Genomic DNA, 20,384 nt, shown 5'->3' on the forward strand with positions numbered 1-20,384 from the left:
GCATCGGCCTCCAGCGCAATCGACTGGTGCACGCGCGATGAACGCAGCATGAGCCAGGCCAGCTATGCGCTGCAGATCGACCTGGCGGCCACCGGGCCCGTGGAGGAATGGCCCATGAACCCGGTGACCAGCCCGGTGCGCGTGGCGCTGGAACGGGCCGGCCAGTCCTTCGTGGTGCAGCCGGGGCGCCGCCTGGACCGCATGGGCTGGCACTTCAGCGTGCACAAGCTGCTGGCGTCGCCCAGCCAGCCCCTGGACGTGGTGGCCGAGCGCACCGTGACGCCGGCCGAACTGCCGTGGTGGGCCATGCTCGGTTGGTGCGCGCTCACGGCAACCCTCTGGGCCGGCGCGCTGGCTTGGTGGCGCCAGCGCGTGGCACGCCAGCGCGCCGAGGAACTGCTGCGCCTGGGCCAGGTGGCCCGGCTCAATACCCTGGGCGAGCTGGCCGCCGGCATGGCGCATGAGCTCAACCAACCCCTTACGGCCCTGCTGGCCAGTACCCAGGCCGCCAAGCGCCTGCTGGGCGAGTCGCCACCGGACCTGGACACCGCTTTCGAAGCCATGGCCCGCGCCGTGGAGCAGGCGCGCCGCGCCTCGGCCGTGGTGGGCCGGCTGCGCCGCCTGGTGGAGCGGCCCGACCTGGCCGGCCAGGTCCAGCCCCTGGCACTGCCCGTGGCGGTGGGCGACGTGCTGCGCCTGGTGGAGCCCGAGCTGCAGCAGCGCGGCGTGGTGCTGGACGTGCAGGCCGACCACGAACTCCCCGCCGTGCTGGCCGAACCGGTGGCCCTGCAGCAGATCGTGCACAACCTGGTGATGAACGCGCTGCAGGCCATGGAGCAGGTTGCGCAGGCAGAGCGCCGGCTGGAGCTGCACATGGGCAACCAGGACAGCGGCCAGGTGGCCCTGACCGTGCGCGACCATGGCCCGGGCATACCGGCCGAGGCGCGCGACCGCCTGTTCGAGCCTTTCTACACCACGCGCGAAGGCGGCCTGGGCCTGGGCCTCACACTCTGCGAAAGCCTGGCCCAGGCCATGGGTGCGCAGCTGTGGCTGGCACCCGCGGCTGGCCGCGGCGCTGCCTTCGTGCTGGTGCTGCCGGTGGCGGCCCATGCGCCCGCGCCAGCGCATCCGGCCGCCCCGCTGCCCACCCCTGTGCTTCCATGACTGACCACGCCACGCCCCTGTCCCCTCTGATCCATCTGGTGGACGACGATGCCGCCGTGCGCGAGGGCCTGTCCCTGCTGATCGGCACCGTGGGCCTGCGCGTGCAGGCCTGGGCCGATCCGCTGGCCTTTGCCGCCGGCTTCGACCGCGCCAGCATCGGTGCCATCGTGCTCGATGTGCGCATGCCGGGCACCAGTGGACTGGCCCTGCTGGAGCAGTTGCTGGCGCAGGGCGTGGACCAGCCGGTGGTGATGCTGACCGGCCATGGCACGGTGGACATGTGCCGGCGCGCCTTCAAGGCCGGGGCTGCCGAGTTCCTCGAAAAGCCGGTGGACGACGAAGTGCTGCTCGAAGCGCTGCAGAACGCCGTACGCCAGCATGTGCGCTCGCGCGAGCGCCACCAGGCCGACCAGCAGGCGCGCGAGCGCCACGCCCAGCTCTCCGCACGCGAACGCGAGGTGCTGGGCCTGATCGTCGAGGGCCTGACCAACAAGGAGATCGGCCGCGCGCTCGAACTCTCGCCGCGCACGGTGGAAACCCACCGCGCCAACCTGTTCGCCAAGCTCGGCACCGAGTCGCTGGCGCAGCTGATACGGCGCTACGCCGCGCTGGTGGACAACGACGCTCCGTAGTTCTACGGAGGCGCGCGCGTAGCCGCACGAATGGTGCCGGCGGCCGGCATTTTTTACAGTTCTCCCACGGCCCGACACCCTGCCAGGCCGGCCTTACAAACCACCGGAGAACACCATGCAACGCCACATCAATACCGCCGCCATCGCCCTCGCTTTCGTCGCCACCGCTGCCAGCGCCGAAGGCGTGCGCACCGAAAAGAACATTTCGCTGGACCTGGCCACGCAGATCGCCGCCCAGACCGTGGCCACCTGCACCGCCAATGGCTACGCCGTGACCGCCACCGTGGTGGACCGCGCCGGCACCGTGCGCGCCGTTTACCGCGCCGACAACGCCGGCCCGCACACGCTGGAAGCCAGCCGCCTGAAGGCCTACACCTCGGCCTCGGCCAAGAACACGACACTGGCCATGATGGAAGGTGCCCAAAAGAACCCTGCAGCCGCCAACCTGGTCAACATCCCCGGCTACCTGCTGCTGGGCGGTGGCGTGCCCGTAAAGGTGGGCAACGAAGTCATCGGCGCCGTGGGCGTGGGTGGCGCACCTGGCGGTCACCTGGACGAGCAATGCGCCCAGGCCGGCATCGCCAAGGTGGCGGACCTGCTGAAGTAACCCGGCTCCGGAAAGGACGCACCATGGCCCGCCGCACCGCCCCTTCTCTCGCAAGCACGGCGCGTGCGCTGTGCGCCATCGCCCTGGCCTTCGCCGCGCTGCAACCGGCGCACGCCCAGGTGCCGCCCAGCCCGGGCGAGATCGCCGCCTACCAGGGCCTGCACGCCGCTGCGGCCCAGGGCGACAGTGCCACGCTGCGGCGACTGCTGGCAGGTGCGGGTGCCGCCCAGGTCAATGCCCGCGATGCCCATGGCCGCACGCCCCTGCACGTGGCGACTTTTGCGCGCCAGCGCGAGGCCGTCCGCCTGCTGGCCAAGGCCGGCGCCGGGCTGGACCTGCTGGAAAACGACCGCTACGACGCGGTGACCATTGCCGCCGTGGCCGACGACGAAGACACCCTGGCCCTGCTGCTGTCGCTCGGCGCCAGCGCCAAGCAGGTGACCAGCCGCTACGACGGCACCGCCCTGATCGCCGCAGCCCACCTGGGCCACGACGGCGTGGTGCGGCAGCTGATCGCGGCTGGCGCACCGCTGGACCATGTGAACAACCTGCACTGGACGGCGCTGATCGAGTCCATCGTGCTCGGCGATGGCGGTCCACGCCACCAGGCCACGCTCAAGGCCCTGGTCAAGGCCGGCGCCAGCAAGGCGCTGACCGACCGGCAGGGCAACACGCCGCTGCAACTGGCACGCCAGCGGGGCTACGATGCCATGGTGCAGATGCTCAGCCGCTGACTCAGTCCGTGACCAGCCGGGCCTTGACGGTCTTGCCCTTGACCCGGCCATTGTTGAGGCGGTCGGCTGCTTGCCGGGCGATGGACCGGTCCACCGCCACGTAGGTGGAAAACTCGTTGACGTTGATCTTGCCGATCTGCTCGCGGGTGTAGCCCATCTCGCCAGTGAGCGCACCCAGGACGTCGCCGGCGCGGATCTTCTCCTTGCGCCCGCCGATGATCTGGATCGTGGCCATGGGCGGCACCAGCGCCCCGCTGCCCGTGGGCGTGAGTTCGGCCAGCGGGTACCAGCGCGATTCGCGGCCCTGCAGTTGCTCGATCTTGCCCACACTGCCCATCTCGTCCATGCTGGCCAGGTTGAGCGCCAGGCCTTCGGCATCGCCGCGGCCGGTGCGGCCGATGCGGTGGATGTGGACCTCGGGGTCGGGCGTCACGTCCACGTTGACCACCGCCGCCAGGTTGGCGATATCCAGGCCACGCGCGGCCACGTCGGTGGCGACGAGCACCGAGCAGCTGCGGTTGGCGAACTGCACCAGCACCTGGTCGCGCTCGCGCTGCTCGAGTTCGCCATAGAGCGCCAGGGCGCTGAAGCCCTGGGCCTGCAGCACGGCCACGAGGTCGCGGCACTGCTGCTTGGTGTTGCAAAAGGCCAGCGACGACTCGGGCCGGAAGTGGTTGAGGATCTGCGATACGGCGTGCAGGCGCTCGGAATTCTTCACCTCGTACCAGCGCTGCTCGATCTTGCCCTCGGCGTGCTGGGCCTGCACCGTGATCTGCACCGGCGCCTTCATGAACTGCTGGCTCAGCTTGGCGATGCCCTCGGGGTAGGTGGCCGAGAACAGCAGGGTCTGGCGCTCCTTGGGACACTGGCGCGCCACGGTGGCGATGTCGTCGAAGAAGCCCATGTCCAGCATGCGGTCGGCCTCGTCGAGCACCAGGGTGTTGAGTGCCTCCACCGACAGGTTCTGGCGCGTGAGGTGGTCCATCACGCGGCCGGGGGTGCCGACGACGATGTGGGCACCGTGCTCCAGGCTCACGGTCTGCCCGCGCAGCGGCACGCCGCCGCACAGGGTCACGACCTTGATGTTCTCTTCGGCCCGCGCCAGGCGGCGGATCTCGGTCGTCACCTGGTCGGCCAGCTCGCGCGTGGGGCACAGTACCAGCGCCTGCACGGCGAAGCGGCGCGGATTGAGGTTGGCCAGCAGGGCCAGCGCAAACGCCGCCGTCTTGCCGCTGCCGGTGCTGGCCTGGGCGATCAGGTCCTTGCCCAGCAGAGCGGGTGGCAGGCTGGCCGCCTGGATGGGGGTCATCTGCGTGTAGCCCAGCTGCTGCAGATTGGCCAGCGTGGCGGGGCTGAGGGCCAGCGCGCTGAAATCAGCGGCGGGTTGGTTTTCTTTGGAGGTCATGGCCCCGATTATCCGGGGCAGGCTACAAAAGGGCCATTTGCCGTCGGCATAGGTGCAACTACCTTACGCCACTGTCAGGTGGATCGGCTATAACGAATGCAGTGCACGAACCGGATGGGACATGCCAGAAACGATCAACGCAGCCAGCACCGCTGAGCAGGGCCGCTCCAGCGACCTGCTGCTGCGCCTGATCGCAGACTCCGTGCCCGCGCTGATGGCCTATTTCGACCTGCCCGGCCTGCGCTGCCTGTTCGCCAACCAGGGCTATGCGGCCTACAACGGCCATTCCACCGAGTCCATCCTGGGCCTCACGGTGCAGGAGGCCATTGGCGACAAGTCCTGGCAGGCCATACAGCCCCATGTGGAGCGCTCCAGCCGGGGCGAGCATGTCAAGTACGCGCGCGAGCAGATCTTGCCGAACGGCGAAGCGCGCATGATCGAAGTCAATCTCATTCCGCACTTCGATGGCGTGCAGAAGGACCGCCAGCTGGGCTCCTTCGTGCTGATCACCGACATCACCGAACGCTGGCGTGCCGAGCGCTCGGTGCGCGAGAGCGAAGAGCGCATGCGCAAGTTCACCGAGGCGACGGACGAGGCCATCGTGTTCCACCGCGACGGCCTGATCTCCGACGGCAACGAAGCGCTGTACCGGCTCACCGGCTATGCGCTGCACGAGGTGGTGGGCCTGTCCATCTTCAACTTCATCAGCCCCGAATGGCGCGCGGTGGCGCTCGACTACACGCGCAGCGGCCGCGAGGACCCCTACGAGGTCACCATACGCCACAAGGATGGCCACGCCATTCCGGTGGAGGTGGTGGGCAAGACCATGCCCTTCCACCATGCGGACTACCGCATCGTGGTGGTGCGCGACATCACGGCACGCAAGCAGGCGCAGGAGCGCGAGGCCTTCAATGCCCTGCACGACTCGCTCACGCAGCTTCCCAACCGGCGCCACCTGATGGACCAGTTGGCCCAGGCGCTGGCCCGCCGCCAGGGACAGGTGGCGGTGCTGTTCGTGAACCTGGACCATTTCAAGACCGTGAACGACTCGCTCGGCCACCACGCCGGCGACCAGCTGCTGCGCGAAGTGGCCGACCGGCTGCGCCACTGCGTGGGAGAAGCCGACATCGTGGCCCGCCTGGGCAGCGATGAGTTCGTGCTGGTGCTCACCAGCATCCATGCGCCCGACGATGCGGCCCAGGTCGCCGACGCCGTGCTGCAGGCCATGCGCACGGTCTTCACGGTGGGCCACCTGCCGCTGACCATGTCGCCGTCCATCGGCATCAGCCTGTTCCCGAGCGACGGATCCACCGGCGACGCGCTGCTGCGCTGCGCCGACGCGGCCATGCAGCAGGCCAAGGACAGCGGCCGTGGCAACCGCCAGTTCTACCAGCCGGGCATGGATCTGCGCGCCATGGAGGTGCTGCAGCAGGAACGCCTGCTGCGCGAAGCCATTGCCGACAGCGCCTTCGTGCTGCACTACCAGCCCCAGATCTGCCTGAAGGACGGCGCGCTCAAGGGCTTCGAGGCCCTGGTGCGCTGGCGCCACCCGGTGCGCGGCCTGGTCGGGCCCAGCGAGTTCATCGCCTTTGCCGAATCACGCGGCCTCATCACACCGATCGGCCGCTGGGTGCTGCACGAGGCCTGCCGCCAGCTCAAGGCCTGGCAGGACGAGGGCCTGGCCCTGGTCCCGGTGGCCGTGAACCTGTCGCCGCTGGAGTTCCGCCAGCGCGACGTGGCCGGCGAGATCGCAGCCGCCCTCACGGCCACGGGCCTGGCGCCGCAGTACCTGGAGATCGAGCTGACCGAGTCGGTGCTGATGCACCAGACCGGCCAGGTGCTCGACACGCTGCAGGCCTTGAAGGACCTGGGCGTGGGCATCTCCATCGACGACTTCGGCACCGGCTATTCCTCGCTGGCCTACCTCAAGCGCTACCCCATCGACAAGCTCAAGATCGACCGGTCCTTCGTGATGGACACGCCGGACAGCGCCGATGACGTGGCCATCGTCACCGCCATCGTGCAGATGGGCCGCAGCCTGCAGCTCAGGACCGTGGCCGAAGGGGTGGAGACTGCCGAGCAGATGGCGTTGCTGCGCAGCCTGGACTGCGACCTGGTCCAGGGGCACCTGGTCTCCGAGCCCATGGAGGCAGCGGCCGTTCGCCAGTGGCTGCTGGGCCAAGGCGCGCAGATGGCCGCCTGAGCGCGCTGCAAGGGCCCGATGCAGGCGTTTTCCGATGAATTTCTGAGGCCCAGGCAGCGGCTGTCATCCCGCCACCCCGCCGCATGTGGACAATAGGGCCATGCCCCTGATTCCTGACTTCATCGCCCCTACCCGCCATACCGACCCTGCCGAGGCCCTGGCCCAGGTGCAGCGCATCTACCAGCAGCAGATCGGCCACCTGCGCGAGGCCATGCACCAGTTCGTGTCCGGCGATACGCCGGCAGGGCATGTGCGCGCCTTCTACCCCTTCGTGCGCATCCACACCACCACGGTCGCACGGGCGGACACCAAGCTGGCCTATGGCTTCGTGGAAGGACCCGGCCGCTACGAGACCACGCTCACCCGCCCGGACCTGTTTGCCCGGTACTACGCCGAGCAGTTCCGCCTGCTGCGCAAGAGCCACAACGTGGAACTGGAAGTGGGCACCAGCGCCCAGCCCATCCCGATCCACTTCTCGTTCGCCGAGCACGACCACATCGAGGGCACGCTGACGCAGGAGCGCCGCATGCTGATGCGCGACGTGTTCGACCTGCCCGACCTGGCCGCCATGGACGACGGCATCGCCAACGGCACCTGGGCGCCGCGCCAGGGCGAGGCCCAGCCGCTGTCGCTGTTTACCGCGCCGCGCGTGGACTACTCGCTGCACCGGCTGCGCCATTACACGGGCACGGCGCCCGAGTGGTTCCAGAACTTCGTGCTGTTCACCAACTACCAGTTCTACATCGATGAGTTCGTGCGCCTGGGCCATGCCGAGATGGCCAAGCCCGACAGCGAATACGTGGCCTTCATCGAACCCGGCAACGTGATCACGCGCCGCACCGGGCTGCCGGCCGCCGAGGCCGATGCCCTGGGCGTGGCCCCGCCGCGCCTGCCGCAGATGCCGGCCTACCACCTGGTGCGCCAGGACCGCAGCGGCATCACCATGGTCAACATCGGCGTGGGCCCGGCCAATGCCAAGACCATCACCGACCACATCGCTGTGCTGCGCCCGCACGCCTGGATGATGCTGGGCCACTGCGCCGGCCTGCGCAACAGCCAGCAGCTGGGCGACTACGTGCTGGCCCACGCCTATGTGCGCGAAGACCACGTGCTCGACGAGGAACTGCCGCTGTGGGTACCCATCCCGGCGCTGGCCGAGATCCAGGTGGCGCTGGAGCAGGCCGTGGCCGACGTGACCCAGATCGCCGAGGCGGACCTGAAGCGCATCATGCGCACCGGCACCGTGGCCAGCACCGACAACCGCAACTGGGAGCTGCTGCCCGACAACATGCCCCAGCGCCGCTTCAGCCAGAGCCGCGCCGTGGCGCTGGACATGGAAAGCGCCACCATCGCGGCCAACGGGTTTCGCTTCCGCGTGCCCTATGGCACCCTGCTGTGCGTGAGCGACAAACCCTTGCACGGCGAGATCAAGCTGCCCGGCATGGCCAACCACTTCTACCGCGAGCGCGTGGACCAGCACCTGCGCATCGGCATGCGCGCCATCGAGATCCTGCGCGAAGGGGGCATCCACCGCCTGCACAGCCGCAAGCTGCGCAGCTTTGCCGAGGTGGCGTTCCAGTAAATCCCGCCCCTGCCGCGGGCTGCGCCCCTCCATGCCACTGGACTTTCTGACACTGATGGCGGTGATGGCCGCCAACCTGTTCATGATCTCGGCCGCCCTGCCGCTGATCATGGGCCCCGGCGTGAGCCCGGCTGCCCGCTACGTACAGGCCAGCATGCTGCTGCAGGCCACGGCCTGGGCCGCCATCATCGCGGCCGGTTCCTGGTGGGACCAGGCCCTGTCCACCGTGTCGGTGGCCTGCAATGCGCTGGCGCAGTGGATGCTGTACCGTGCCCTGCGCGAATGGCTGGGCGAACGACCTTTGAGGCGCTTGCTGCTGGTGCTGGTGGTGATCACCCCGCTGGGCTACACGCTCGCATTTGGCGACTATGCCTGGCGCGTGGGCTGGGCCAACCTGCTAATGGCCGCCATCCTGCTCATCGTGGCACGCGCCACGCTCTATCCTGCGCACTATGCGGACCCGCGCTGGCGGCGCCTGCTGATGGCCTGCCTGGTCACATCGGCCGCCTTCACGCTGGCGCGCGGCCTGCTCGGCGCCTTCACGGACCAGTATCCCAGCTTTCGCACACCCCACCCTGTCAACCTGGCCGCTGCCGTGGCCACCAACGCGAGCCTGGTGCTGGGCACCGTGGCCGTGCTGGTGGCCTGGCGCGCCGAAGCCGAGCAGAAACTGCGCGCGCTGGCCATGACGGACGGGCTCACGGGCGTGCTCAACCGGCGCGGCTTCAACAGGCAGGCCGAGAGCATGCTTGCCCACGCCTGGCGCCACCACCTGCCGCTCACGGCGCTGGTGCTGGACCTGGACTACTTCAAGCAGATCAACGACACCCATGGCCACGAGACCGGCGACCGCGCCCTGAAGCTGTTTGCCCGCCTGCTCGAGGAAACCTGCCGCACCGGGGACCTGGTCGGGCGCCTGGGGGGCGAGGAATTCGGTGTGCTGCTGCTGCACAACAGCGCGCCGGCGGGCATTGCCTTCGACCGCCGCCTGCGCACGCGCCTGCGGGATGCCAGCGCCGCCGAACTGGGCTTCGCGCTCGACTACAGCGCCGGCATGGCCGTGCTGCTGCCGGCGGAAACCCACCTGCCCGACCTGATGGCGCGGGCCGATGCCGCGCTCTACCTTGCCAAGGCCCAGGGAAGGGGCCGCATGGTCGAGGCCTGAGCGCACCCCGGATCCCGGTATCGCACACAATCGGTGCATGAGCGATCTATTCGAAGTGCGCGAGCTGCGCAAAAGCTATGGCGACGCCACGGTGGTCAACGACGTCTCGTTCACCATTGCCCCGGGCGAATGCCTGGGCGTGATCGGCCCCAATGGCGCGGGCAAGACCACCACCATCCGCATGTGCCTGGGCCTGACCAGCCCCGACGGCGGCAGCGTGCGCTTTTACCCCAGCGCTGGCGCCGCGCCCCTGCACATGCCGCACGACGCCCTGGCCATCAAGGAGCAGATCGGTGTGGTCACGCAGTTCGACACGCTGGACCCGGACTTCACCTGCGCCGAGAACCTGCGCGTGTTCGGCCGCTACTTCGGCATCAAGGGTCCGGCCATGGATGAACGCGTGCCGCGCCTGCTGGAGTTCGCGGCCCTGATGCACAAGGCGGATGCCAAGCCGGGCGAGCTCTCGGGCGGCATGAAACGGCGCCTGAGCCTGGCACGCGCCCTGGTCAATGACCCGCGCCTCTTGCTGCTGGACGAACCGACCACGGGCCTGGACCCGCAGGCCCGCCACCTGATGTGGGAGCGCCTGCAGCTGCTGCTGCAGCAGGGCAAGTCCATCCTGCTGACGACCCACTTCATGGACGAGGCCGAACGCCTGTGCTCGCGCCTCCTGGTGCTGGACCATGGCAAGAAGATCGCCGAAGGCCGCCCGCGCGAGCTGATCGCCCAGCACCTGGAGCCCGATGTGGTGGAAGTCTTCGGCCTGGGCGCCGTGGCCCTGGCCGAAGATGCCGCGCTGCGCACCCTGGCGGCGCGCGTGGAGGTCAGTGGCGAAACCGTGTTCTTCTACACCCAGAATGCCCAGCCGCTGCTGCAGGCGCTGGGCGCGCACCCGCACCTGCGCACCCTGCACCGGCCGGCGAACCTGGAAGATCTGTTCCTCAAGCTCACCGGGCGACAGATCCGGGAGGATGGCTGAGACCGATCAGGCCTTGCGCGGCTTCACCTTGCTCGCCGCGAGCTTGGCGTTGTCGCGTGCGGTGTGCACATCCTCCGCGCGCGCCAGGGCCACGCCCATGCGGCGCTTGGTGAAGCTCTCGGGCTTGCCGAACAGGCGCAGGTCGGTGTTCGGCACGCGCAGGGCCTCGTCCACACCGTCGAAGACGATGCCCACGGCGTCCACCCCGCCGTAGATGACGGCGCTGGCGCCGGGGTTGCGCAGGCTGGTGTCAACCGGCAGGCCCAGGATGGCGCGGGCGTGCAGTTCGAACTCGCTCTGGTTCTGGGTGCACAAGGTCACCAGACCGGTGTCGTGCGGGCGTGGGCTCACCTCGCTGAACCACACGTCCTGGCCCTTGACGAACAGTTCCACGCCGAAAAGGCCCTGGCCGCCCAGGTTGTCGGTCACGGCCTTGGCGATCTGGCGCGATTTTTCGAGCGCGGCCGGGTGCATGGGGTGGGGCTGCCAGCTTTCCACATAGTCGCCGCTGACCTGCACGTGGCCGATGGGGTCGCAGAAGTGGGTCTCGATCTGGCCATCGGTGCCCACGGCACGCACCGTGAGCTGGGTGATCTCGTAGTCGAAGTCGATGAAGCCCTCGACGATCACGCGGCCGTGGCTCACGCGGCCGCCGGCCATGGCGTAGTCCCAGGCCTTCTTCACGTCGTCCGAGCCGTCGATCTTGCTCTGGCCCTTGCCCGAGCTGCTCATCACCGGCTTGACGATGCAGGGGTAGCCAATGCCGGCGTCGATGGCGGCCTGCAGCTCTTCGAGCGAGTTGCAGAATTTGTAGGGGCTGGTGGGCAGGCCCAGGGTCTCGGCGGCCAGCACGCGGATGCCTTCGCGGTCCATGGTCAGGCGGGCGGCGCGGGCCGTGGGAATCACACGCACGGTGCCGGCGGCTTCCAGCTCTTCGAGCATGGGGGTGGCGATGGCCTCGATCTCGGGCACCACCAGGTGCGGCTTCTCGGCTTCGATCAGGGCCTTGAGCTGGGCCGGGTCGCTCATGGTGATGGTGCGGCGGTGGTGGGCCACCTGCTGGCCGGGCGCGTTCTCGTAGCGGTCCACGGCAATGGTTTCCACGCCCAGGCGCTGCAGCGCGATCAGCACCTCCTTGCCCAGCTCGCCCGAGCCCAGGAGCATGACTTTGGTGGCATGGGGGGACAAAGGGGTTCCGAAGGTGGTCATGGGGGTGCTTTCGACAGAAGGGGCATGGGGGCGGGCCGCCCGGCGGCCCGTGGGTGCCGACTTTAATGCACCCGGAGGCTGCCCGCGTGGCGCAGAACTTGCAACACCGGGGCATGACCGCCCCGCCCGCCCCCGGCAACCCGCGCAGCCAGCCCGACTGGCACGCCCAGGAGCTGCTGCTGATGCGTGAGGTGATGCGTCTGATCGGCCGCAGCCTGGCGCCCGGCCTGGTGCTGCGCGAAATGCTGCACCTGATGAGCGAGCTGCTGGGCCTGAACCGCGGACGCATCGTGCTGGTGGACGACACCGGGGCTGGCGCGCCCCGCACGGCCTCGATCCAGCACGCCTATGGATTGACCCAGGCCGAGGTGCAGCGCGGCCGCTACGCCTGGGGCGAAGGCATCACCGGGCGGGTGCTGGCCTCGGGCCAGCCGGCCATCGTGCAGGACATCGATGCCGAGCCCCTGTTCCTGGCGCGCGCTGTGCAGCGCAGCCACCTGCCGCCCGAAACGGTGGCCTTCATCGCCCTGCCCATCGAGCTCCACCACGCGCCCATCGGGGTGCTGGCCTGCCACCGCATACGCAGCCGCCAGCGCCACCTGAACGACGACCTGGCCGTGCTGCGCGTGCTGGCCACGCTGGTGGGGCAGCTGCTGCAGCTCGAAGCCCTGGTGGCCGAGCAGACGCGCCAGCTGGAGGCACGCAACGCCGTGCTGGCCAATGCGCTCAATGCCAAGAGCGCGCGCTACGGGCTGATCGGCAATTCCCCCCCGCTGCTGCAGGCGCTGGGCGAACTGGAGCGCGTCTCGCAGACCCAGGCCACGGTGCTGTTGCTGGGTGAATCGGGCACGGGAAAGGAGCTGTTCGCGCGCGCAGTGCACCTGGCCAGCGGCCGGCGCGACCGGCCCTTCATCAAGGTCAACTGCTCGGCGATACCGGATGCGCTGTTCGAGTCGGAGCTGTTCGGTTACGAGCGCGGCGCCTTCACAGGCGCCAGCACCGCGCGCGCGGGCTGGTTCGAGCAGGCCGACAGCGGCACCATCTTCCTCGACGAGATCGGCGAGCTGCCGCTGGCCATGCAATCGAAGCTGCTGCGCACCCTGCAGGAAGGCACGCTGGTGCGCCTGGGCGGGCAGCGCGAGGTCAAGGTCAACGTGCGCCTGGTGGCCGCCACCAACCGCGACCTGGCGCGCGAGGTGGAGGCCGGGCGGTTCCGCCAGGACCTGTACTACCGGCTCAACGTGATTCCGATCCGCCTGCCCTCGCTGGCCGAGCGGCGCGAGGACATCCGCCCGCTGGCGCTGCACTTCGTGAGCCGCGCCAACCAGGCCCACCAGCGCAACGTGAACCTGGCCCCCGACGCCCTGGCGCGCCTGGAAGCCCAGCCCTGGCCCGGCAACATCCGCGAGCTGGGCAATGTGATCGAGCGTCTGGTGCTGCTGGCCGAGGACACGCTGGTGACCGGCGAGGAACTGGACCGCTTCCTGCCCAATGTTGCCGCCGCCTCCCCGCCACCCGCAGCGGCGGCGCCCCAGCCCTTGACAGAGCTGCCGCTGGTACGGGACTACGCCCCCGCCCACTCCCACAGCGCGCAGGCGTTGCAAGCCGCCCTGGCGGACCACCACGGCAACCAGTCGCGCGCAGCCCAAAGCCTGGGACTGACCCTGCGCCAGTTCAGCTACCGGCTGCGCAAGGCGGGCCTGCGCTGAAAGATACCGCTGTCGACAAATTGTCGACACAGTGTCCACAGTCGAAGAGTCGCCAGCGGCACGGCACCGGCCCAAGAGCTTGCAATTGCTATTCATTAGATAGCATTAAAACCATGCCTGGCTGTCACTTCAAGCGATTCATCCAAAAATCAGCGCTCTTGGCACACCTGTTGCGGTAAGGGACACAGGCCATCCTGCCCACCACCGCACCGAAAGGTTTCCCATGAGCACCGATTCCGACGCCGTCCTGATCTCGCCCATCCAGCTGCAGGCCCTGCAGGCCGCAGAGCCCGTCGTGCTGATCGACACCCGCGACGCCGACACCTATGCCCTGGGCCACATCCCGGGCGCGGTGAACCTGCGCGAAACCTTCACCTACCTGGCCACCTCCAGCCCCGAAGGCCTGCAGGAGCTCAAGGACACCTTTGCCGCGCACCTGGGGGCCATCGGCCTATCGGGCGCCGAGACGGCCGTGTTCTATGAAGACGCATTGAACAGCGGCTATGGCCAGTCCTGCCGCGGCTACTACCTGCTGACCTGGCTGGGCTACCCCAAGGTCAAGGTGCTGAACGGCGGCTACTCGGCCTGGAAGGCAGCCGAGCTGCCCGTCTCCACCGAGGCCGTGGTGCCCACCCCCGCGATCTTCCCGACCACCCTGGCCACGGCCGACGTGATGCTGACCAAGGACGACGTGGCCGATGCCCTGGGCACCGATACCGTGCTGCTGGACGTGCGCGACGTGGACGAGTGGATCGGCGAAAGCTCCAGCCCCTACGGCCGCGACTTCGCACCGCGCAAGGGCCGCCTGCCGGGTGCCAAGTGGGTGGAGTGGTACCGCTTCATGAAGCCCTCGCCCCAGGGCCCGGTGTTCAAGTCGCCCGACGAGGTGCGCGCCGAATGCGCCACCGCCGGCATTGCGCCGAGCGACACGGTGTACCTGTACTGCTTCAAGGGCGCCCGCGCCTCCAACACCTTCCTGGCGCTCAAGCAGGCCGGCTTTGCCGACGTGCGCATGTACTTCGGCTCCTGGAACGAGTGGTCGCGCGACGACAAGCTGCCCATCGAAAGCGGCTTGCCCCTGCTGCGCGCGGCCAAAAAGCCGGCCTTGGCCCTGGCTGCCTGAGCTTTCTGCGGGGCAGGTCGCCCCGCCCACCCATTCTTTTCACCCTCTCAAGGAAAACCATGTCTACCGATCTGCTGGAACCCACCGCGCCCGTCACCACCGTCCACACCGCCCTGCGCCCCATCGACCGCGACGGCCTGATGGCCTTTGCGGAGAAGGGCCGCAACAACCCAGCCAGCCGCGGCACCAACAAGGTCCACACGGTGATGGAAGGCCAGTACCGCTCGCTGAGCACCGTGGGCAATCACACGCCCGTGGTCGTGGACGAGCCGCTGCACCTGTTCGGCCAGGACACGGCTCCCGCCCCCGGCGAGATCGTGCTTTCGGGCCTGGGCGGCTGCCTGGCCGTGGGCATCACCGCCGTGGCCACCTGGAAACAGGTCAAGCTCAGCAGGATCGAGGTCTTCATGGAAGGCGACATCGGCAACCCCGCCGCCTGGGGCGCCGGTGGGGCGCTGCAAAAGCTGCCGCCCGAGATGGGCTTCCAGGCGATCCGCGTGAAGGTGCTGGTCGAAGGCGATGCGCCGCGCGAAGTACTCGACGAGATCGTGCAGCACGCCAATTTCTACTCGCCCGTGGCCAACAGCATGCGCAACCCGATCCCCTTCGAAATCAGCCTGATGGACTGACCTCTTTCCCGCGTCGCCAAGGACTCCGCCCCATGAAACCCGCCGACCTCCCTCCCCAACTCCACCTGGAAGGCGCCCTGCAGGGCGACGCCCTGATCGCCGCCGTACGGGCCATTGCCCAGGGCCCGTTGGCCGCGCAGGCCGAGGCCATCGACCGCGTGGGCTACTACCCGCGCGCCGAGTTGCAGCAACTGGGTGCCGTGGGCGCCATGGGCGTGCACCTGGACAGCACGGCGGGCCCGGCGGACTACGGCCTGGCCATCCGCGCCATGGCCGAGGTCTCGCGCGTGTGCGGCGCCACCGGATTCATGCTGTGGTGCCAGGCAGTGTGCGGGCTGTACCTGCAGCAGTCGGGCAACCCGGCCCTGGTGGGTGAGATGCTGCAGCGCCATGCCAGCGGCGCGGGCCTGGGCGGCACAGCCCTCTCCAACCCCATGAAGAGCTACGCCCAGATCGAGAGCCTGCTGCTCAAGGCCACGCCGGTGGAAGGCGGCTACCTGGTGAACGGCACCCTGCCCTGGGTCAGCAACCTGGGGCCGGACCACTACTGCGGCGCCGTGGCCGCCATCGCCCAGCCCGAGGGGGCTGCGCCGCGCGAACTGATGTTCCTGCTGCGCTGCGACGCCCCGGGTGTGGAGATGCGCGAATGCCCGAGCTTCTCGGGCATGGAGGGCACGGGCACCTATGCGCTGCGGCTCAAGGACCATTTCGTGGGGGCGGAGCACACCATCGCCGACCCGACAAAGCCCTATATCGCGCGCATCCGTGGCGCCTTCGTCATGCTGCAGTGCGGCATGGCCGTGGGCATCACCCAGGGCGCCATCGACTCGATGTGGGCGGTGGAGGCGCAGCTCGGCCACGTCAACCAGTTCCTTGAAGACCGGCCCGACGCCCTGCAGGCCGAGCTCGACGCGCTGAGCGCGCGTGTGATGCGGCTGGCCGAGACGCCCTTCGACACCCGCACCGAATTCTTCATCGACGTGCTGGACGCGCGCGCCCATGGCGCCGAACTGTGCCTGCGCGCCGCCCAGTCGGCCCTCATGCACCAGGGCGCGCGTGGCTACCTGATGAGCTCCGACGTGCAGCGCCGCGTGCGCGAATCGCACTTCGTGGCCATCGTCACACCGGCCATCAAGCATCTGCGCAAGGAGATCGCGCGCCTGTCCACCGAGGAGATGCCGGCATGAGCGCCGCCACCATCACCCACTCCACGCTGGCAGACGACCCCTGGCTGCAGTACATCTGCCACGCCTGCGGCTACATCTACGACGAGGAGCAGGGCGACCCCGATGGCGGCCTGCCGCCCGGCACCCGCTTCGCCGACATCCCCGACGGCTGGGCCTGCCCGCTGTGCGGTGTGACCAAGAACGAATTCGCGCCCTATGTACCGCCCAGCATGGAAGCGCTCCGGGCCCAGGCCAAAGCCCGGGGCAGCGCTGCGCCCGCAACGCGGCGCCAGGCCGACGCCGGCGTGCTCATCGTGGGCGCCGGCCGCGCGGGCTGGCAGATGGCCGAGGCCCTGCGCGCACTGGATGCCCAGTGCTCCATCACCCTGGTGACCGACTGCAGCGGCGACCGGTACGACAAGCCACAGCTGTCGGTCGCCATGGCAAAGCACCTGCCACCCGAGCGCCTGGTGCGCGAGACGGGCGCGGCGGCCGCCACCCGGCTGAATCTGCGGCTGCTGGCGCACACCCATGCCGTGCGCGTGGAGCCTGCAGCCACCGGCAGCGGCGGCACGCTGCGCACCACGCGCGGCCCACTGCGCTACCAGCACCTGGTGCTGGCCCACGGCGCGCGGGCCGCCCTGCCCCCCGGGCTGCCGGCGGCGCTGTGCTGGCGCATCAACCACCTGCAGGCCTACCAGCGCCTGCGCGCCGCCCTGGGCCATACACCGCGCCGCGTGCTCATCGTGGGGGCCGGCCTCATCGGCTGCGAGCTGGCCAACGACCTGGCACTGGGCGGCCACGGCATCACCCTGCTGGACACCGAAGCACTGCCCCTGGCACGCTGCGCCGGTGAATCCCGGGCCCGCGAACTGCTGGCCGCGTGGGGCAAGCTCCCGATCCAGTTCGTCGGCGGTGTGAGGGTGGCATCCCTCGACACCCTGCCGGCACCCACGCCCGATGGCGCCCTGCAACTGACCACCGCAGATGGCCACCAGTTCACCGCCGACCAGGTGATCGTGGCCGCCGGCCTGCAGACGCCCACGCGCCTGGCGCACAGCGCCGGCCTTGCCTGGGACGGCGGCATCGCCGTTACGCCCGCCCAGCTGCAGACCAGCGTGCCGGGCATCCATGCCCTGGGCGACTGCATCACCATCGCCGGGCAGGCCAGCCGCTTCATCGAGCCCATCGCCCGGCAGGCATGCACCATCGCGGCGGCGATTGCGGGGACGGGCGATGTGCCGTATGAGCCCCGACCCGCCTCCATCCGGGTCAAGACCAGCTCCTGGCCCATGAGCCTCTGATCGGTGGCCCCCGGGGCAAGCAAAAAATATTTCAATTATTTTTTCTTGCCTGCATCCAAACGGCATCTTCGTGGGTAGTACCTGCAGCAGCCCATTTTTGCTGCTGTCCATTCAACCCATTTGAAGAAGAGGAACGCCATGACGACCACCCAGCCAACGATCTCCCGCATCATCCCCCTGGCCGGCGCCATCGCCGCCGCGGCCCTGCTGACGGCCTGCGGCTCGATGATGGGCTCCGGCAGCGGGCCCATGTTTTCGCAGGACAGCCTGCCCGACGCCGTCAAGGTGCCCGGCGGCAACAAGGTCGCCATGGAAACCGTGGGCGTGGGTGAGATCACCTACGAATGCCGCGACAAGGCCAATGCCCCCGGCCAGATGGAATGGTTCTTCGTGGGCCCCAAGGCCGTGCTCAACGACCGCGGCGGCAAACAGGTGGGCCCCTACTACGGCCCGCCCGCCACCTGGGAATCGAAGGACGGCTCCAAGCTGACCGCCACCCAGGTCGCCGTGGCCCCGGCCGGCGCCGGCAATATTCCCTACCAGCTGGTGAAGGCCAACCCCGCGATGGGTTCGGGCGCCATGACCGGCGTGACCTATATCCAGCGCGTGGCACTCAAGGGCGGCGCTGCACCCGCTGCCGCCTGCAGCGCCAGCAACAAGGGCGAGCGCCAGATCGTGAAGTACCAGGCCGACTACATCTTCTGGAAGGCAGCGTAAGACGCCGCCTGCCATTGCGGGCGTGTGCGCAATCCCTTGGAGCACAGGGGGTTGCGCGTGGATACAGGGGCTTGTCGGCTACGATGCACCCACGCTCTGGGCACGCGCGCTGCGCGCTGCCCAGCCACCAAACCGACCGTGCCGAGCCCCTCGCAACCTGTGCCTGACACCCCTGGCGATTTTGACTACGAAGCGGCGCTGGCCGGCTGCGCTGCCGGCGACCGCCAGGCCATGCGCCGGCTGTACGAGCACGAAGGCCCGCGCATGCTGGGCGTGGCGCTTCGCATCGTGCGCCAGCGCGCGCTGGCCGAGGACATCGTTCACGACGCCTGCGTGAACATCTGGAGCCGGGCCACGGGCTACGACGCATCGCGCGGCAGCGCGCGCGGCTGGATCTACAGCGTGGTGCGCCACCTGGCGCTCAACGCCGTGCGCAACGCCCGCCGCCATGTGGACGTCGATGAACAAACCACTGAAGCCCTGGAGGCCGACATGTCCGTGCAGGCCTTCCATGATGCCGCCAGCAGCTTCGAGCTGAATGCCAGCCTGGGCCGCCTGCAGCACTGCCTGGAGGCGCTGGAGCCGGCACGCCGCGACTGCGTTCTGCACGCCTATGTGGAGGGCTGCTCGCACGGCGAGATCGCCGAACGCCTGGGCGCGCCGCTGGGTACCGTGAAGGCCTGGATACGGCGCAGCCTGACTTCGCTGCGGGAGTGCATGGCATGAGCACGCCCTTTCCCGAACAGCCGCACGACGACCTGCAGGTGCTGGCTGGCGAGTACGTGCTGGGCACGCTGCCCGAGGCCGAACGCCTGGCCATGTCGCAGCGCCTGGCCACCGAGCCCGCACTGCAACAGGCCGTGAACGACTGGGAGGAGCGCTTGCTGCCCCTGACCCAGTTGGCCGAGCCCGTGCCGCTGCCCGAGCGCCTGGTTTCACGCATCGAGGCATCGCTGCAAGGCCCGCACCAGCAGACCAGGCCTGCGGCAGTGTCCGCGCGCCGCAGCTCCGGCGGCTGGTGGAATCACCTGGGCCTTTGGCGCGCCCTCGCGGGTTCCGGCTTCGCCATGGCCGCCGTGCTGGCGGCCGTGCTCGTCACCCGCGTGGCTCCCGTGGCCGCGCCGCCGAAGTTCATGGTGGTGCTGGTGGCCCCCCAGGACAAGGCGCCCGGCTGGGTGGTGCAGGCCAGTTCGCCGCAGCAGATCAGCCTGATACCGCTGGGCGTGGCCGAGGTGCCGGCCGACAAGGCGCTGGAGTTCTGGACCAAGGCCGACGACTGGAATGGACCCGTCTCCCTGGGCCTGGTCAAGCCTGGCCAGCCGCTGCAGGTGCAGCTCGACAAGCTGCCGCCGCTGCAGCCCAACCAGCTCTTCGAGCTGACCCTGGAGCCGCCCACGGGCTCGCCCATCGGCAAGCCCACGGGCCCCATCCAGTTCATCGGCCGGGCGGTCAAGGTGCTCTGACCCTGGCCTGCGGGCCGGGAACCCCTCAATACTGCTTGTAGGGCAGGAACTTGCCCGAGAGCACCACATTCACGCGGTCGCCCGTGGGATCGGCCTCGCGCGTGATGTCCATGCTGAAGTCGATGGCGCTCATGATGCCGTCGCCGAACTCCTCGTGGATCAGCTCCTTGATGGTGGTGCCGTAGACGCTGACGATCTCGTACCAGCGGTAGATCAGCGGGTCGGTGGGCACGGGCGTGGGCAGCGAGCCCTTGTAGGGCACGACCTGCAGCCACTTCTGCTCCTCGGCCGTGAGGCCGAAGATCTTGCCCAGCACCTTGGCCTGTTCGGCCGATGCGGTCATCTGGCCCAGGCACAGGGCCGTGGTCCATTCCTTGGACTGGCCGACCTTCTTGGCAATGGCATCCCATTGCAGGCCCTTGGCGACTTTGGTGCTGATGATCTTCTCGGTGACGTCGTTGCGGTTCATGGTGATGGCTCCTTCGGTTGGATGGGTTTTGGAACAGGGAACAGGAACTTCAGGGTGCAGCACTCCCTGCCACCCCCATAGGGGCAACACGACAGTGCTGGGTTATTCAGGAAATCAGTGGGCT

The 20,384-nt window shown here is 69.0% G+C and carries 18 protein-coding genes and 1 pseudogene; 16 read left to right on the plus strand and 3 right to left on the minus strand.

The features are described 5' to 3' along the window. The 4 genes from ACK59X_RS04525 to ACK59X_RS04540 all read left to right on the plus strand — a co-directional run. A partial coding sequence (locus tag ACK59X_RS04525; protein ID WP_409955538.1) for a sensor histidine kinase occupies positions 1 to 1,164 on the plus strand: 1,164 nt, incomplete at its 5' end. After that, a complete protein-coding gene (locus tag ACK59X_RS04530) occupies positions 1,161 to 1,796 on the plus strand; it encodes a response regulator transcription factor (RefSeq protein WP_409955540.1) in 636 nt (211 codons plus the stop codon). The genes ACK59X_RS04525 and ACK59X_RS04530, both read left to right, overlap by 4 nt. Before the next feature lie 115 nt (positions 1,797 to 1,911). Then, complete coding sequence (locus ACK59X_RS04535) at positions 1,912 to 2,403, plus strand: GlcG/HbpS family heme-binding protein (RefSeq protein WP_409955542.1); 492 nt, start codon at positions 1,912 to 1,914, stop codon at positions 2,401 to 2,403. A 23-nt stretch (positions 2,404 to 2,426) separates the two neighbouring features. Further along, positions 2,427 to 3,137: an ankyrin repeat domain-containing protein gene (locus ACK59X_RS04540; RefSeq protein ID WP_409955544.1), complete on the plus strand. Its 711-nt coding sequence runs from the start codon at positions 2,427 to 2,429 to the stop codon at positions 3,135 to 3,137. A 1-nt stretch (position 3,138) separates the two neighbouring features. Here ACK59X_RS04540 and dbpA read toward each other — a convergent pair whose 3' ends face one another. Continuing rightward, the gene (dbpA, locus tag ACK59X_RS04545) at positions 3,139 to 4,542 is read right to left on the minus strand and encodes an ATP-dependent RNA helicase DbpA (RefSeq protein ID WP_409955545.1); all 1,404 of its coding nucleotides are present in this window, start codon (positions 4,540 to 4,542) and stop codon (positions 3,139 to 3,141) included. 121 nt (positions 4,543 to 4,663) lie between these two features. Between dbpA and ACK59X_RS04550 the strand changes: the two genes are divergently transcribed. From ACK59X_RS04550 to ACK59X_RS04565, 4 genes and pseudogenes are all read left to right on the plus strand, one after another. Beyond that, positions 4,664 to 6,745, plus strand: a complete 2,082-nt coding sequence (locus ACK59X_RS04550) for a putative bifunctional diguanylate cyclase/phosphodiesterase (protein WP_409955547.1) — start codon at positions 4,664 to 4,666, stop codon at positions 6,743 to 6,745. Between the two features lie 100 nt (positions 6,746 to 6,845). Continuing rightward, the gene (locus ACK59X_RS04555; protein ID WP_409955548.1) at positions 6,846 to 8,327 is read left to right on the plus strand and encodes an AMP nucleosidase; all 1,482 of its coding nucleotides are present in this window, start codon (positions 6,846 to 6,848) and stop codon (positions 8,325 to 8,327) included. A 31-nt stretch (positions 8,328 to 8,358) separates the two neighbouring features. After that, positions 8,359 to 9,492: a GGDEF domain-containing protein gene (locus tag ACK59X_RS04560; protein ID WP_409955550.1), complete on the plus strand. Its 1,134-nt coding sequence runs from the start codon at positions 8,359 to 8,361 to the stop codon at positions 9,490 to 9,492. A gap of 106 nt (positions 9,493 to 9,598) precedes the next feature. Further along, positions 9,599 to 10,471, plus strand: a pseudogene (locus ACK59X_RS04565) (ATP-binding cassette domain-containing protein); the annotation flags it as partial. A 6-nt stretch (positions 10,472 to 10,477) separates the two neighbouring features. On the opposite strand, the gene purT reads toward ACK59X_RS04565, so the two are convergent. Then, positions 10,478 to 11,680, minus strand: a complete 1,203-nt coding sequence (gene purT, locus ACK59X_RS04570) for a formate-dependent phosphoribosylglycinamide formyltransferase (RefSeq protein ID WP_409955552.1) — start codon at positions 11,678 to 11,680, stop codon at positions 10,478 to 10,480. A 113-nt stretch (positions 11,681 to 11,793) separates the two neighbouring features. Between purT and ACK59X_RS04575 the strand changes: the two genes are divergently transcribed. The 8 genes from ACK59X_RS04575 to ACK59X_RS04610 all read left to right on the plus strand — a co-directional run bounded on the left by ACK59X_RS04575 (position 11,794) and on the right by ACK59X_RS04610 (position 19,791). Next, complete coding sequence (locus tag ACK59X_RS04575) at positions 11,794 to 13,389, plus strand: sigma-54 interaction domain-containing protein (RefSeq protein WP_409955554.1); 1,596 nt, start codon at positions 11,794 to 11,796, stop codon at positions 13,387 to 13,389. A 223-nt stretch (positions 13,390 to 13,612) separates the two neighbouring features. Then, positions 13,613 to 14,512, plus strand: coding sequence for a sulfurtransferase (locus ACK59X_RS04580; RefSeq protein ID WP_409955556.1), 900 nt, complete (start codon positions 13,613 to 13,615; stop codon positions 14,510 to 14,512). A 59-nt stretch (positions 14,513 to 14,571) separates the two neighbouring features. Further along, positions 14,572 to 15,141 carry an OsmC family protein gene (locus ACK59X_RS04585; protein WP_409955557.1) on the plus strand — a complete coding sequence of 190 codons (570 nt, stop codon included), beginning with the start codon at positions 14,572 to 14,574 and terminating at the stop codon, positions 15,139 to 15,141. A gap of 32 nt (positions 15,142 to 15,173) precedes the next feature. Next, positions 15,174 to 16,328 (plus strand): acyl-CoA dehydrogenase family protein, encoded by a 1,155-nt coding sequence (locus ACK59X_RS04590; RefSeq protein WP_409955559.1) that lies wholly within the window; start codon positions 15,174 to 15,176, stop codon positions 16,326 to 16,328. After that, positions 16,325 to 17,611, plus strand: coding sequence for an FAD-dependent oxidoreductase (locus ACK59X_RS04595; RefSeq protein ID WP_409955561.1), 1,287 nt, complete (start codon positions 16,325 to 16,327; stop codon positions 17,609 to 17,611). The genes ACK59X_RS04590 and ACK59X_RS04595 overlap by 4 nt, the downstream gene beginning before the upstream one ends. A 138-nt stretch (positions 17,612 to 17,749) precedes the next feature. Then, positions 17,750 to 18,328, plus strand: a complete 579-nt coding sequence (locus ACK59X_RS04600) for a DUF3455 domain-containing protein (protein WP_409955563.1) — start codon at positions 17,750 to 17,752, stop codon at positions 18,326 to 18,328. Between the two features lie 159 nt (positions 18,329 to 18,487). Continuing rightward, positions 18,488 to 19,054 (plus strand): sigma-70 family RNA polymerase sigma factor, encoded by a 567-nt coding sequence (locus ACK59X_RS04605; protein ID WP_409955565.1) that lies wholly within the window; start codon positions 18,488 to 18,490, stop codon positions 19,052 to 19,054. Beyond that, entirely contained in the window at positions 19,051 to 19,791 is a 741-nt protein-coding gene (locus ACK59X_RS04610; protein WP_409955567.1) for an anti-sigma factor domain-containing protein, read from the plus strand. The genes ACK59X_RS04605 and ACK59X_RS04610 overlap by 4 nt, the downstream gene beginning before the upstream one ends. A gap of 25 nt (positions 19,792 to 19,816) precedes the next feature. On the opposite strand, the gene cynS is transcribed toward ACK59X_RS04610, so the two are convergent. After that, positions 19,817 to 20,260 carry a cyanase gene (gene cynS / locus ACK59X_RS04615; protein WP_409955568.1) on the minus strand — a complete coding sequence of 148 codons (444 nt, stop codon included), beginning with the start codon at positions 20,258 to 20,260 and terminating at the stop codon, positions 19,817 to 19,819. Positions 20,261 to 20,384 lie beyond the last annotated feature (124 nt).

This window comes from Acidovorax sp., assembly GCF_046339755.1.
Taxonomy (GTDB): Bacteria; Pseudomonadota; Gammaproteobacteria; order Burkholderiales; family Burkholderiaceae_C; genus Acidovorax.